The 13,863-nt window shown below is 50.9% G+C and carries 19 protein-coding genes; 6 read left to right on the top strand and 13 right to left on the bottom strand.

All coding sequences use genetic code 11. From position 1 onward, the window contains the following. Positions 1 to 188: 188 nt before the first annotated feature. Complete coding sequence (locus tag EDD53_RS01930; protein ID WP_123791510.1) at positions 189 to 839, top strand: hypothetical protein; 651 nt, start codon at positions 189 to 191, stop codon at positions 837 to 839. Between the two features lie 50 nt (positions 840 to 889). On the opposite strand, the gene EDD53_RS01925 is transcribed toward EDD53_RS01930, so the two are convergent. The 4 genes from EDD53_RS01925 to EDD53_RS01910 all read right to left on the bottom strand — a co-directional run bounded on the left by EDD53_RS01925 (position 890) and on the right by EDD53_RS01910 (position 4,031). Further along, positions 890 to 1,123 carry an acyl carrier protein gene (locus EDD53_RS01925; RefSeq protein WP_009571390.1) on the bottom strand — a complete coding sequence of 78 codons (234 nt, stop codon included), beginning with the start codon at positions 1,121 to 1,123 and terminating at the stop codon, positions 890 to 892. Positions 1,124 to 1,385: 262 nt separating this feature from the next. Further along, positions 1,386 to 2,123, bottom strand: coding sequence for a 3-oxoacyl-[acyl-carrier-protein] reductase (gene fabG, locus EDD53_RS01920; RefSeq protein WP_123791509.1), 738 nt, complete (start codon positions 2,121 to 2,123; stop codon positions 1,386 to 1,388). Positions 2,124 to 2,176: 53 nt separating this feature from the next. Continuing rightward, a complete protein-coding gene (fabD, locus tag EDD53_RS01915; protein WP_123791508.1) occupies positions 2,177 to 3,109 on the bottom strand; it encodes an ACP S-malonyltransferase in 933 nt (310 codons plus the stop codon). A gap of 211 nt (positions 3,110 to 3,320) precedes the next feature. Then, positions 3,321 to 4,031, bottom strand: coding sequence for a hypothetical protein (locus EDD53_RS01910; protein WP_123791507.1), 711 nt, complete (start codon positions 4,029 to 4,031; stop codon positions 3,321 to 3,323). A gap of 495 nt (positions 4,032 to 4,526) precedes the next feature. On the opposite strand from EDD53_RS01910, the gene rpsF reads away from it, so the two are divergent. From rpsF to EDD53_RS01890, 4 genes are all read left to right on the top strand, one after another. Then, positions 4,527 to 4,880 carry a 30S ribosomal protein S6 gene (rpsF, locus tag EDD53_RS01905; RefSeq protein ID WP_123791506.1) on the top strand — a complete coding sequence of 118 codons (354 nt, stop codon included), beginning with the start codon at positions 4,527 to 4,529 and terminating at the stop codon, positions 4,878 to 4,880. A gap of 26 nt (positions 4,881 to 4,906) precedes the next feature. After that, positions 4,907 to 5,134 (top strand): 30S ribosomal protein S18, encoded by a 228-nt coding sequence (gene rpsR, locus EDD53_RS01900; RefSeq protein ID WP_123791505.1) that lies wholly within the window; start codon positions 4,907 to 4,909, stop codon positions 5,132 to 5,134. A 12-nt stretch (positions 5,135 to 5,146) separates the two neighbouring features. Beyond that, a complete protein-coding gene (rplI, locus tag EDD53_RS01895; RefSeq protein WP_123791504.1) occupies positions 5,147 to 5,770 on the top strand; it encodes a 50S ribosomal protein L9 in 624 nt (207 codons plus the stop codon). Between the two features lie 160 nt (positions 5,771 to 5,930). Then, positions 5,931 to 6,413, top strand: coding sequence for a lytic transglycosylase domain-containing protein (locus EDD53_RS01890; protein ID WP_123791503.1), 483 nt, complete (start codon positions 5,931 to 5,933; stop codon positions 6,411 to 6,413). On the opposite strand, the gene EDD53_RS01885 is transcribed toward EDD53_RS01890, so the two are convergent. From EDD53_RS01885 to EDD53_RS01875, 3 genes are all read right to left on the bottom strand, one after another. Beyond that, positions 6,410 to 6,751 (bottom strand): hypothetical protein, encoded by a 342-nt coding sequence (locus EDD53_RS01885; protein WP_123791502.1) that lies wholly within the window; start codon positions 6,749 to 6,751, stop codon positions 6,410 to 6,412. The genes EDD53_RS01890 and EDD53_RS01885 overlap by 4 nt on opposite strands. A 109-nt stretch (positions 6,752 to 6,860) precedes the next feature. Further along, a complete protein-coding gene (gene tig, locus EDD53_RS01880; RefSeq protein ID WP_123791501.1) occupies positions 6,861 to 8,189 on the bottom strand; it encodes a trigger factor in 1,329 nt (442 codons plus the stop codon). 202 nt (positions 8,190 to 8,391) lie between these two features. After that, complete coding sequence (locus EDD53_RS01875) at positions 8,392 to 9,168, bottom strand: transglutaminase-like domain-containing protein (protein WP_123791500.1); 777 nt, start codon at positions 9,166 to 9,168, stop codon at positions 8,392 to 8,394. Positions 9,169 to 9,371: 203 nt separating this feature from the next. Here EDD53_RS01875 and EDD53_RS01870 point away from each other — a divergent pair, with 203 nt between their 5' ends. Then, entirely contained in the window at positions 9,372 to 9,572 is a 201-nt protein-coding gene (locus EDD53_RS01870) for a hypothetical protein (RefSeq protein ID WP_123791499.1), read from the top strand. Between the two features lie 19 nt (positions 9,573 to 9,591). On the opposite strand, the gene EDD53_RS01865 is transcribed toward EDD53_RS01870, so the two are convergent. The 6 genes from EDD53_RS01865 to zrgA all read right to left on the bottom strand — a co-directional run bounded on the left by EDD53_RS01865 (position 9,592) and on the right by zrgA (position 13,857). Further along, the gene (locus EDD53_RS01865) at positions 9,592 to 9,873 is read right to left on the bottom strand and encodes a hypothetical protein (protein WP_123791498.1); all 282 of its coding nucleotides are present in this window, start codon (positions 9,871 to 9,873) and stop codon (positions 9,592 to 9,594) included. Positions 9,874 to 9,987: 114 nt separating this feature from the next. Beyond that, complete coding sequence (locus tag EDD53_RS01860) at positions 9,988 to 10,590, bottom strand: class I SAM-dependent methyltransferase (protein ID WP_123791497.1); 603 nt, start codon at positions 10,588 to 10,590, stop codon at positions 9,988 to 9,990. A gap of 73 nt (positions 10,591 to 10,663) precedes the next feature. Next, a complete protein-coding gene (locus EDD53_RS01855; RefSeq protein ID WP_123791496.1) occupies positions 10,664 to 11,167 on the bottom strand; it encodes a DUF3299 domain-containing protein in 504 nt (167 codons plus the stop codon). Positions 11,168 to 11,198: 31 nt separating this feature from the next. After that, the gene (locus EDD53_RS01850) at positions 11,199 to 12,449 is read right to left on the bottom strand and encodes an ABC transporter permease (protein WP_123791495.1); all 1,251 of its coding nucleotides are present in this window, start codon (positions 12,447 to 12,449) and stop codon (positions 11,199 to 11,201) included. After that, a complete protein-coding gene (locus EDD53_RS01845) occupies positions 12,446 to 13,147 on the bottom strand; it encodes an ABC transporter ATP-binding protein (RefSeq protein ID WP_123791494.1) in 702 nt (233 codons plus the stop codon). Before EDD53_RS01845 ends, EDD53_RS01850 begins: the two co-directional genes overlap by 4 nt. 11 nt (positions 13,148 to 13,158) lie before the next feature. Beyond that, the gene (zrgA, locus tag EDD53_RS01840) at positions 13,159 to 13,857 is read right to left on the bottom strand and encodes a zinc uptake protein ZrgA (protein WP_123791493.1); all 699 of its coding nucleotides are present in this window, start codon (positions 13,855 to 13,857) and stop codon (positions 13,159 to 13,161) included. Between the last annotated feature and the right edge of the window lie 6 nt (positions 13,858 to 13,863).

The following is a 13,863-nucleotide window of genomic DNA, read 5'->3' as shown; positions in this document are numbered from 1 at the left end:
TAATACACGCCCGAGGCGTGTGATGAAAGACCCCTATGGGCCCTGTGCAGAATTCAGCACCTCCGCTGTAAACCAGATATTGACGTGCTTGCCATAAACTTAAGCCAAACCCCGTCAAATTGCATTATCCAGCGGTATTTCGATGGGAGAATGCCCAAGTTACCGCTTATGAATGGTGAAATCAGTCCGTGTTTATCCGTACTTATCTCAAGTTGATGGTGATTGTTGCCAGTCTCACCCTGAGCCAAGCCTCTGCGGCCTTGGCGGCACCCTCTTGCAGATTCGAAAGATGGGTGACGCAGCTCGACAAAGGCGCAAATACTTATGTCGCATCAATTGGCACAGACAGTGAACTGGAGGCCGCACGCAATTTTCGCCAACAGATGCAATTGTATTCCCGTGATCAATTGCTTCAACAGATTGATGCGGCAGATTTGGGCGCGAACAAAGCCCCAATGCTGGATTTTATCAGCGCAAGGCATCATTTGCTGACCCTCATTCAGAATGATTGGCCCCAGATGGCCCGCAGATATGGCACAGACGCGAGGTTCATCCAGCAAAGCACGGCTATGACAACATTTTTTGCACACACTTATTGCGATCCCTTGGATAAAGATCACCTGAATGATGCAACGCAAAACGACACATTCAACGGCAAAATAGCGGCATGGGTGATGATCAGCGCCTTAGGGACCATTTTGACGGGACTTGGAGTCTGGGCCATTTTGCGTTCCAGAAAATCCAAACGCAAATTGGAAAATGCCCCCCTGCCCGAGTTCGATTTGGACGCGACACCTGAGGAGGACTCTGCATCATCAGCCGAGGAGGCGTTTCAATAAAAAACGGCGCCCCAAAGGACGCCGTTTAAAATAACTCAAGTCAAATGACTTTAGGAAGCTTCAGTGATGAATTTCACTGCGTCGCCGAATGTCTGAATAGTTTCAGCTGCGTCATCAGGGATTTCGATGCCGAACTCTTCTTCGAACGCCATAACCAACTCAACAGTGTCAAGGCTATCTGCGCCTAGGTCGTCGATGAAAGACGCTGTCTCTGTTACTTTGTCTTCTTCAACGTCAAGATGCTCAACAACGATCTTCTTCACACGATCTGCGATGTCGCTCATGTTATTTCCTCATAGTTTATGGGCACGATGCCCAATTTAAAGTGGCCCGCAGGCCTTTCAAAAAACCCTACCCTCAAATGAAAGCAGCGAAATTTATAATGGCGGCAATTTGCCCCCACTGCGAATTCTTGGGTGCTAATAGCACAATCTTTACCAGTGGCAAATGATTTGTCCCTATTTGTGCATATCCACCTCTGCGTCAAGATCAGGCATCAAAATAAAAGCCCTGTCAACGCTTAGGCGCGCTCATCACAAATTCGGATTAAAGCATCGCCATGCCACCGTTCACATGCACAGTCGCACCCGTAGTGTACCCAGCTTCAGGCGAAGCTAAATAAAGCACTGCCGCTGCGATTTCTTCTGGGCTGCCCATGCGTGCGGCGGGGATTTGCACATTGATCTTTTCTTTTTGATCATCGGTCAATTTGTCAGTCATCGCCGTCGCAATAAAGCCAGGCGCCACACAATTCACAGTGATTCCACGTGATGCCACTTCATAGGCAAGGGATTTGGACATGCCCACAACACCCGCTTTGGATGCCGCATAATTGCCTTGGCCTGGATTGCCCGTGGCACCTACGATGCTTGAAATATTGATGATACGGCCCCAGCGCGCTTTCATCATCGGGCGCAAAACGCCTTTGCACAGGCGCATGGTCGATGTCAGGTTCACATTCAAAACGCTGTCCCATTCATCATCAGACATACGCATAAACAAGTTATCGCGCGTGATCCCAGCATTGTTCACCAAGATATCAACTGACCCCATTGCCTCAGCAGCGGCTTTTGGAAGGGCCTCAACGCTGTCTTTTTCAGACAGGTTACATGGCAAAACATGGGCGCGCTCGCCAAGCTCTGCGGCCAATGCTTCGAGCGGTTCAACACGCGTGCCAGACAGACCGACAGTGGCGCCAGCCGCGTGAAGTGCCTTAGCAATCTCGCCACCAATACCACCAGATGCCCCAGTGATCAGCGCATTTTTACCTGTAAGATCAAACATTTATAATTCCTTTTTGCAACAAAAACAGATGTTTTTATATCTGTCGTTGGGGATTAGGCTTTCAGCTTTGCAATATCATCAGGCGTGCCCAATGCTGTGCAGCTGATGGATTTTTCGATACGGCGGATCATGCCAGACAGGGCTTTTCCTGCGCCGACTTCAAAGATCTCTGTGACGCCATTTTGTGCCATATAGCCCACGCTTTCACGCCAGCGTACCGATCCTGTAATTTGCTCAACCAAAAGGCTGCGGATCGTCGCGGGGTCTGACACCTGTGCTGCCAAAACATTGGCCACCAAAGGGACGCGCGGTGTTAAAATTTCAACATCGTCAAGGGCTTCGGCCATAACAGTGGCTGCGGGTTCCATCAAAGAACAGTGGAATGGTGCTGATACTGGCAGCAAAACTGCACGTTTGGCGCCCTTGGCTTTGGCGATTTCGCAAGCGCGTTCCACAGCCGCTTTGTGACCTGAAACAACCACTTGGCCAGGGTCATTGTCGTTCGCAGCCTGCACAACTTCGCCCTCAGAAGCGGCTTCGGCAGCCACCTCTTTTACAGTCTCAAAATCAAGACCAAGCAGCGCCGCCATCGCACCAATGCCCACAGGCACAGCTTGTTGCATCGCCAATCCACGGGTGCGCAACAGGCGCGCCGTATCCGCCACGCTTAACGCACCTGCCGCCGCCAATGCGGAATATTCACCCAAAGAGTGCCCTGCAACAAAAGCAGCTTGATCCAGACCAAAGCCTTCCGCTTCCAATGCGCGCATCGCGGCTAATGAGGTTGCCATCAAAGCGGGCTGCGCATTTTGCGTCAAAGTCAGCGCGTCGATGTCTCCATCCCAAATCAAGGATGACAGACTTTCCTCCAAGGCATCATCAACTTCATCGAAAACGGCCTTTGCTGAAGGGTAAGCTTCGGCAAGAGCTTTGCCCATTCCGATTGTTTGGGCACCCTGCCCTGGAAAAACCAATGCGCGCGTCATATTCGCCTCTTAATTATCTGCATGCGGGAAAACCCGTTCTCATGGGTCTAACGCCCCCTGCACGGATCGGCAAGACCTAGGCGGAGTTCGCCGTGGGAAGCTTAGCGCGCGATGCGCCACAATATATGGGTGACAAACATACAAAAAGGGCAACATAAGCTGCCCTTTTTGTTTAACTCAAAGTTGATGGTTGCGCAGTTTTCTGACCGACTTACGGAAATAACCGCGAGGAAGAAGATGACGAAAAGGCACTGCGACGCGGCATTGCAGTTTGCACAGGCGTAAACCCATGACTTTTAACTGTGTCCTTGTGCAGCGCTTGTCCTTTCGGGGTCGACGACAAATTGACACCAGGCATCGCGTCGAGCAGATCCATATTTAAAGCTTCCCACAATTCGCGCATAGCCACCTCTTGCCCCGCGGCGACCTCTAAAATCGCCCCCTTGTGCCCATATCTGACATTCAGAACGGCGGAATCGAGCGGCATCTTTCGCCGACGGATGAAGATCGAATTGATTTCTTCGAACTCTAAAACCGTCTGCAATGTCGTCGCGTTGCTTTTGTTGCGCCACACACTGCGTATTTGATTGCGCTTCATATCCACCTGTAATTCACGCCGCAAGCCGCGACGCGCCAGATCAATCACCGACATAGCAAAAATTCCAAGCACGATAGAAAGCGCTGTTTTCAAACCAATCACTGAAGGCGAATAATTTGATCCAGGAAAAACCCAAAGACCAACAACAAGGCATAACACGCCGAAACCCAAACAAAACAAGATAACTTCCATACGCATTAAACTACGTGAAACCATGGTATTTTGAAGCTGTACAACATAGCCCCAAGCACAGGATTTGACGGTTGAGTAGTTTAAACTCAAACGTTCAACTCCTGTCGTCCTGTCCTCAAAGAGTACTGTCATTGCTTTAGCCTTTCTTCGTCCTTCAATCTCAGCCTTGCAATAAAAGGCGTCCCGTTTCTTATTTTTAGACCCGTTTTGCATTTTGCATTGGCATTGCAAGGTATATGTTAACCATTTACCCCTCCAAAAGCGGCGTGATTAAGGCGAAGATCAGCTAATTTATGGCTAATGACACAATTATCGCATTTTCGGTTTCGACACTCGAGACAGTTACTTCGCAAATTGCGACATGCTTTGCGCCTTAAACCGCATCCCACGACCGCTGAGCACATAAGGGCCGGTTCGCAAAACTCGAAGGACCATAAAATTGTGCAAAAAACATAGAAAAATAAGGTAAAAGCCGCTTTGCCACCCTTGCGCTTTAAAGCGCACCCCGTATAAGGGCACATCCTTTCCGCACGGATATTGAACCAGCGTAGTCTCTCGTGGTCGGGCAAGCGGAAAAGGAAAATGCCCTGACCTATGAAATGCGCTCGAAAAAGCACTGGAGCTCTCATGCCACTATACGAGCATGTCTTCATTTCGCGTCAGGACCTGTCCAACGCACAAGCCGAGAGCCTTGTTGAGCACTTCTCAACTGTTCTCGCAGACAACGGCGGCAAAGTCGTTTTCTCTGAATACTGGGGCGTCAAAACGATGGCCTACAAAATCAACAAGAACCGCAAAGGCCACTACGCGTACATGCGTACTGATTCCCCTTCTGCTGGTATTCTTGAAATGGAACGCCTTATGCGCCTGCATGACGACGTGATGCGTATTTTGACCATCAAAGTTGACGAGCACGCGGAAGGCCCTTCCGTACAGATGCAAAAACGTGACGAGCGCGAACCGCGCCGTGAACGTCGTTAATCGTCAGTTCAGGAAAGGACCACATCATGGCCGCTAAACCATTCTTCCGCCGCCGCAAAGTTTGCCCATTCTCTGGCGACAATGCACCAGCGATCGATTACAAAGACACACGTCTTTTGCAACGTTACGTTTCCGAGCGTGGCAAAATCGTTCCATCCCGTATCACTGCAGTATCTGCGAAAAAACAGCGTGAATTGGCTCGTGCCATCAAACGCGCTCGTTTCCTCGCCCTTCTGCCATACGCTGTTAAGTAAGGAGCTTATACAATGAAAGTTATCCTACTTGAACGCGTCGCAAAACTCGGCCAAATGGGCGATGTTGTTGCAGTAAAAGACGGCTACGCGCGCAACTTCTTGTTGCCACAAGCCAAAGCTTTGCGTGCAAATGAAGCAAACATTGCCTCATTCGAAGCACAAAAAGTTCAACTTGAAGCACGTAACCTAGAGACCAAAAAAGAAGCTGAAGCAGCTGCTGCGAAACTTGACGGACAACAGTTCATCATCATCCGCTCTGCATCTGACTCTGGCGCTCTTTACGGTTCTGTCACGCCACGTGATGCGGCTGAAGCAGCTGTTGCCGAAGGCTTTACAGTTGACCGCAAACAGGTTGCTTTGAAAGCTCCGATCAAAGATCTAGGCCTTCACGAAGTTTCTGTTGTTCTTCACGCTGAAGTTGAAGCAACAATCGTTTTGAACGTTGCACGCTCTACTGAAGAAGCTCAATTGCAAGCCGATGGTAAATCCATCCAGCAATTGGCTGCTGAAGCTGAAGCTGAAGCTGAATTCGAAATCTCTGAATTGTTCGACGAAATGGGCGCTGCCGCCGATGAGGACTTTGGTGATGACGAAGCAGCACCAGCTGCAGAAGACGCATCAGCAGACGAAGAGTAATCTTCTAAAGCACTATGATTTAAAGGCCTCGCGGATTGCGGGGCCTTTTTTTATGCCTGCAACACCAAGATGACGTGCAAGATACCGCCTATCCGTGACTTTTTCCTTTTCCTGCACACGACTTATGGGGACATTAGCGCAATCAAAATCGGAGCCGCCTATGCCCTGTCCCCTATCCCGTCGCACTTTCATTTTGACCAGTTTCAGCGCTGTTGCCTTAACAGCCTGCGGTCGCAAAGATCCTGAAGTATCGCGTAAAGGGTATAATCCACCGCTGTTTCCCAACGAGACGCCAGAACTGCGTGCGCTTATTAACAAGTGGGCCGATTATTACGAAATCCCACGTGAGTTGATCCACCGTCAAGCCGTGCGCGAAAGCACCCATCGCCCTTGGGCCTATGCCGCGCCCTATTATGGCTTGCTGCAAATATTGCCTGAAACCGCACGCACGATGGGTCACAAAGGCCCAGCAAAAGAATTGCTCGATGCGGATGTGAACCTGAAATACGCGGGAAAATACCTAAAAGGTGCTTATTTGGTTTCTGGTGGTGATATTGACGACGCTATGAAATGGTATGCACGTGGCTATTATTATGAGGCCAAACGACTGGGTCTTTTGTATGAGACAGGTTTGCGCAGTTAGGGTTTTGCCTCAGGCTTAGGATCGCAGTGAAACGGCAGGAATGATCCTGTCGCCCCTTCGGCTACGGCCATCAATGACAATATATCTGCCAAATCGCGCTCAGCCTTGGTGACGGGACAAACCTTTCCACGCATGGTGCAACCAGAAGCAATAAAGGCATCATGATGGGTGACAAAATCATCTGATAGGCTTGCCGCCACATCGCCTTGTGTCGCCATGCCCCAAGCGCGCGTGTAGCGCTCGCATTTTTCTGCGGTCCATTCAGGTGAAATGGCTTGCGCGGCAAAGGGCACCATCATCGCGCCGATCAAAATACCGCGCATATATTTATGTCTCATCATCATTTCCCCACCCCACAGATACATAAAGGCCGCCCCTATTTCTAGGAGCGGCCTATTTTCTAACCTATCAGCATGGCAACCAATACTGGCCACCGCGCATCGCGGTTTACTCAGCGTCGAGTGCTTCGACAGCTTTTTCAAGGTCTTCTTTAGACACTTCTTTTGTGGTCACATCAGCGTTTTCAGCAATCCAGTCGACAACTTTGTCTTCAAAGATTGGCGCTTGCAACTGCTGACGCATTTGTGGGTTTTGCTGAACGAATTCAAAGAACTGACGCTCTTGGCCTGGGTACTGACGCGCTTGGTTCATGACCGCTTGTGTCAATTCAGCATCTGTAACTTCGATTTTTTGTTTCTGACCCAAGTCAGCCAACAACAGACCCAAACGCACGCGGCGTTCTGCCAATTTTGTGTGCTCTTCAGTTGTTTCGATCTCAGGGTGATCGTGGCCTTCAACCTCTGGGTTTTCTTCGTGCCATAGCTGATGCGCAATTTGACCTGCTTCAGCTTCAACCAATGATGGTGGAAGGTCGAAAGACACTTTACCGTCAAGCTGATCCAAAAGCGCACGCTTCATGATAGCGCGTGATGCACCAGCGTATTCACCTTCGAGACGCTCAGTCACCTGTGCAGTCAAAGCTGCCAAATCTTCTGAACCGAATTTTTTGGCCAATTCGTCGTCGATTGCAGCATCAGCAGGCGCTTTTACCTCTTTGATTTTGCATTCAAACACAGCCGCTTTACCAGCAAGGTTTTCTGCGCCGTATTCTTCAGGGAAGGTCACTTCAACGTTCTTTTCTTCGCCCGCTTTTACGCCAACAAGCTGTTCTTCAAAGCCAGGAATGAAAGAGCCTGACCCCAAAACAAGTGGGTAATCTTCAGCAGCGCCGCCGTCGAATGCTTCACCGTCAACTTTGCCCAAGAAGTCAAAAACAACTTGATCGCCGTCTTCTGCAGCACCGTCTTTGGTTTCAAAGTTTTGCGCAGTTTTCGCAAGGTTTTCCAAAGCTTCGTTCACTTCAGCGTCAGTTGCTTTCACAACGAGCTTTTCAAGCTTCACGTCAGACAGGTCAGCCTCAGGAATTTCTGGAAGCGCTTCGTATGTGATGTTCACCACAACGTCGTCGCCTTCTTTCCAATCTTCGCCACCTTCCATCTTCACGTCAGGCTGTGCCGCAGGGCGGTCGCCAGAAGATTCAAAGTGATCGTTCATCGCCGCATCAACAGTTTCCTGCATCGCTTCGCCAAGAACTTTTGGACCGAATTGTTTTTTGAGCATCGCCATAGGCACTTTGCCTTTGCGGAAACCCTTCATTTCGATTTCTGGCTGCGCTTCAGTAAGCTTAGCGTTTACTTTTTCGTCAAGCTGAGCTGCAGTGATAGTGATCTGATAGCCGCGCTTCAGACCTTCGTTGAGGGTCTCGGTGACCTGCATGTTGGCGTCCTTTATTATACGTCTAGACTTAGCGTCATCGTTAGACCGCCCGCGGGCAGCCCTATAAATCAGGGGTTCTTCTAGGGGGTCGACAGCCTGCATGCAAGACGATTCCACCCCTTCCGCCTTTGCATTTGCCTTTGGCTGCTGTGAAATGCGGCGATAGCGCGGTTTATTTGGCCAAATCGCTGCAAATTGCCAACTATATGCGGCTCACCCGCACCTCTTGGCGCTGGCATTGGGCAAAGACCGATGAATCCATAAATGCGATATCATAGGCATCACGCCCTACAGCAATCACTGCCAAATCATCGGCGTTGCACATGCCCGTTGCATCGACCAAATGCCAAGCGCCATCCAACCAGACCTGCGCCACAGCGTGAAAATCTTGCGGGCGCACATTCGGACTATAGGCCGCCACAGCGCGCGCAGGTATCTGTGCGGCTCGGGCAAAAGCGCAGATCAAATGCGTGTAATCACGGCAGACGCCTTGACGGGTTTGAAATGTGTCCAAAACCGTCGTGTCCTGATCGGAACTGCCAATCACATAGCTCACCTCAGATTCAATCCAGTCGCGCATCACAGCAATTTTTGCGCCGCCTTCAACATGACCGAAGGTATCACCCACAAATTCAACAAACTGGTCGGATTGGCAATAATAGGACGGGCGCAAATAAGGCGCAGCCTCGGCAGGCAATTCATGCACAGGCGTGGCATTCAGTTGGGGCAAATCAACCGCAGAGCGCGTGATATCCACCAAGGCTTTATAGCTAAGCTGCATGTCTTGATCGGGGATCGCAGCACATAGCCGCGTGCCCACACCAGAATCGCCCAAGATGCGGTTGACTTGAGCATTAGCAATCTCAAGCGTTTGCGCTTTGACGACCTGCCCCAGCGTTTGCGCGACCTCAACAGCGTAAAACACAGTGTCAGCGGCTGCCAATTTATAATGCATCCAAACGTCGATCGAGATCCGCAAAGGCCCTGCTCCTGTCAATCTAAAGGCGCACCCACGCCGAAAAACCGTTCCTAGGCCCCCTATTGCCCAGACGCAAGGGGCCTGCCCAATATGGTGTCAAGCTGACGTCACGCAGCGCATTCTTTGATAGCGAAATTAACTTGTTTTTACACAGTATCTGCGATCCTGCGATCGACATATGCGGCAAGGGATCAAAGAATGGAATGACAGATGATTTAGAATATCAAGAAGTGCAACTGCGGCGCCGCCTGTTGTTTCGCCTGTTGCAGCGGTTTGACTTTGACGCGCCGAACCTTCAGCATCAAGCCATCACAGCAACCACCAGTGGGGCGTGGTCCTGTGATGATGTGGATAGATTTATGACCAATGCAGACCAAAGCCCAACACAGATGCTCAGGGCCTGATCCGCATTAGATTTTCGATTTAAAAGGCTTCAAATTCAGGTACATGCCCCAAGCGAGCCAAAAAGGTCGGTGTGCTAACCTCGCCTGTTTCAGGGTCTTCGCTGACCATATAGGCATCTGCGCCCACGCAAAGTTTTGATCGAAATTCACGTTCTGCGCGCCCTTCGGCTTCAAAGGCAGAGGTATATTGAAATTGTTTGCCAATTTCCAACACACCCTGCCCTTGCGGGTTGGTCTTTTTTTCCGTGTAGGTTTGGCAAATGTAATGCAGCTTATCGCTAGCGCGGTGACTGTCTTGCACGAGAGTATTCCTTAACTGATCGCTCGGAACAAAATAAGAACAAATTAACCATTTGGCAAGATATCTTATCTAGCGCATGCATTTATTTTGGCACAAAAGCCAAGCAAGGCTCAGTTATGAGATCATAAACACATCATACCGCGTTGATTTTCCTAATATCTGATGCGAACAGCCTTGAATGCCTTGAATAGGATCCGCCTTGGCTGGCCATTTCAGCACCACGCGTTTGCGCGCACAGGCCAAAGCCACACGCATCAATTCCGCAGCATCGTCATCCGTGCCCACGATATCACGCACTTGGCGCAGCTCTTGTTTCACAAGGGCAGAATTTTTACGCGGCGGATGCATTGGGTCGATCAAGATCGCCTCAGCCCCCAAATCTGGTAGTAAATCTTTGGCGTCCCCATGCAAAAGCGTCATGCGGTCGACGATTTCGCGGAACTGCCCGCCCTCATCATGGGCACGTTGCAGCCCATCCGCCAAAAGCGCGTGCATTTTGGGAGAGCGTTCGATCAAAGTCACTTGCGCACCAAGTGAAGCGAGCAAAAAAGAATCGCGCCCCAGACCCGCAGTCGCATCAACAATTGTCGGCGTTTTACCGGCACGCAGCCCCATCGCTTTGGGTAAATCCTGCCCGCGTCCACCGCCAAAACGCAGGCGATGTGCTACAGCGCCAGACACAAAGTCGACGCGCAATTCAGCCGTTTTCTGCGCCATCTACGCCAGACCTCACTTCAATCCATTGGCGCCTGTATAGGCCACGCCCCTGTGAAGCCTCAAGCGGCGAAACCTACCAGACGTAGATTTCCATCGCATCAGCAGTCAAAGCATAGCCCGTTTGAGCCACTTCGGTGGATTGAATTTCGTGACGCATATGGCCCGAGACCCACACAGCATCGAACAAATCGGTGTTGGGCCAAGGCGTTTGAGAGGTTACAAAAACCAGTTGGTTGGGTGGGGGTGGTGGCGTGTGCAAACAGGCCCCCATATAGGGCACCAAAACAAAAGCCGTCACACCCGCTGTCGATTGTTCCAGCGGAATAATAAAGCCCGGCATTTTGATATAAGCGCCATCCAAAGCGGGATTCAAAGCCGTCGCATTTTCATCAAAGATCGGCAGCCAGAGGTCATTGCGCTCGTCCATTTCACCTTCGCCGATGATTTCAGAATAGGGCACACCTGGCGCAAGTAAATCTTCCCACATGATTTCACGCGGTGTTTCGGCAAAGCCAGCTTTTGGCAAGGCTGCGCTGGCCAAGGCTGAGGCAATCATTTGACGGCGAGAGAGATGCATCGTGACCCTTTCTCAATCTTTGCTGTGATCTTTAAACTCGCACTGTCATACCATCTGCAAGCGACATGCGATAGGCCCTGATGGCGGGGACCATGCTCACAATCACGCTAGCAAAGACAACCGCCACCAGCACATAGATTTCTGTCAGCTTAGGCGCCTCAATCGGCAGCCAAAGCCCGAATGCGCTGTCAATCAGCGGCTGACCGATCCAAAGCCCAAGATACACAAGCCCAAGACCCAAAACTGCACCGATCAAAGCCATCAAAGCCGCTTCCAAGATCAACAACCCCAAAACAACCGACGGCCGCGCCCCCATAGCGCGAAAAATAGCCATTTCGCGACGACGCTCATTCAAGCTGGAAAATATAGTCGCCATCATGCCGATCAAGGCAGTGACAACCACCATCGCAGAGACACCAACCAAAGCGGTTTCTGCTATGCCGACAATCTGCCACAGCTCTTGCAGCGCCACGCCAGGCAATATCGCCAGCAAAGGTTCGCTGCGATATTCGTTGATGGCGCGTTGTAAATTAAACACCTGTAAACGGCTTTTGGTACCAATCAATGCGGCTGTGATCGCCTGAGGCTGCAAATCCATTCCGCGGATCACATCCGCAGATGTGGACTGGCCGCGAATTTGTGCGCCGTTGTTCCAATCCACATGGATCGCTTCGATAGCTTCAAGGCTGACAATCACAGTGCGATCCACGGGCGTGCCCGTTTTTTCCAAAATGCCCGAGATGCGAAAAGGTTGATCTTTATGATCTGCGAAAGAGGCTATGCCATGCGATACGACGATCGGGTCATTAATATCATAGCCCAAAGTCTCGGCAACATCAGCGCCCACGACAGCGTCAAAAAGGTCATCCATCACAAGACCTGATTTCATCGCCAAAGACCGCCCTGACCTGTATTTGTAGCGCTCAAAGAATTCAGGGGTCGTGCCCATCACACGGAACTGGCGGTGACTGTCGCCCAATGAAATCGGCACAGCCCAATCCACATCGGGGCGGGCGGCAATATCTTGATAGCTTTCCCAAGTCACATTGTTGGTGGCATTGCCGATGCGAAAGACAGAATAAAGTAAAAGTTGCACAGATCCCGACCGCGCCCCAACAATCAAATCCGTGCCTGAAATTGTGTCAGCGAAACTGGCTTTTGCACCTGTGCGCAGTTTTTCAACCCCTAAAAACAACGCAACCGATAAGGCAATTGCAAGGATTGTCATCGACACAGTTAAGGCGCGTGCCAGCAATGAACCAAAAGCAAGACGCAAGATCATAACGCACCTCTGGCGGTTTCACAGATGTCTGACATGTGTAAAACACGGTCGAATTGATTGGAGAGGCGCGCATCATGGCTCACCATCATAACGGTGGTTTCATGGGCTTGGGATTGCGCGAAAAGCAAATCTAGGAACGTGGATTGACTGGCGGCATCCAAGGCAGATGTCGGTTCATCTGCGATGATTAAGGGCGGTGTGCCAATCAGTGCACGCGCAGCTGCCACGCGTTGCTGCTGACCGACGCTGAGTGTCCCTGCCCTTGCGGTTAGCACTTCATCGGGCAGGCCTAAATCTTGGCACAGACGTTTGGCTTCGGCTGTCATATCGCCCACGCGTTCGCGACGTTGCTTTGCGAATTGCAAAGGCAGCGCAATATTGTCTTGCACGCTGGCGAAGGGCAGCAAATTGAACTGCTGAAAAATCAATCCGATGTGATCGGCGCGGAATTTGTCGCGCTGGCTGGCTGAGAGTGCTGCAATATCTTGACCCGCGCAGATCACCTGCCCTGACTGGGCCAAGATTGTTCCGCAGATCAGTGATAAAAGCGTCGACTTCCCCGATCCACTTTCGCCCAAAACCAAAACAGTTTCAGCGGGTTGCAAATTTAACGCGCGAATACGCAGGTCGAAAGCGGCACGGCCGGACCAGCGGTATTGGACATCTTTCAACGTTAAGATCGGGGAAGTCTGTGGCACCTATGGCCCCTTTAAAACAAGTCGGTCAATGAGACAAAAGCAGTATCGCGCGACATTTCATATCCCGCTGCACCTGTCTGGGAAACAGCCTGCACAGTCAGTTTCATCGCATTTGGGAAAATGTCAAAATAGTTGGTTGTCAAAACCTGAATCTGTTCAAGATCCTCGCAAGTGAGCCTATATTCGACGTGAAATTCAGTATGGCCTGACGCGGCATCATGATCGTCATGCGCTTCGTGGTCATCGTGCTCATGCGCATCGTGGTCGTGCGCATCGTGGTCATCGTGCTCATGCTCATCGTGGTCGTCGTGGTCATGCGCGGCGTGCTCATGCGCATCGTGGTCGTCGTGGTCATCCCCATCGTGGTCATCGTGGTCATGCGCGTCGTGGCCAGCCTCGCTCTCTAGGTCAACTTTCACATCGACCACACTGCACTGCGCAGTAGCGGGAAGCGAAAACAACTTAAGTGGCTCAGCCAAAACATTGAGCGCGGCGCTGACCTTAGCGATATCCGCATCACTTTGCGCTTCATATTCAAAACCCACGATATCGGCACCGGCGGCCCGCAATTCTATTGCAATGTCATCACCGTCAAGGGCGATATTCAACAGCCCGACACCATGTTCATGCGCTTCAAGTTGACGCGTTTCATCCCCCATCGCAGGGGCAGCAAGAGCCAAGGACAGCGCAGTCAAAGAAAGAAGTTTCATAGGACA

The organism is Pacificibacter maritimus, assembly GCF_003814915.1.
GTDB lineage: Bacteria > Pseudomonadota > Alphaproteobacteria > Rhodobacterales > Rhodobacteraceae > Celeribacter > Celeribacter maritimus.
This window is presented reverse-complemented; position numbering and strand designations above follow the sequence as displayed.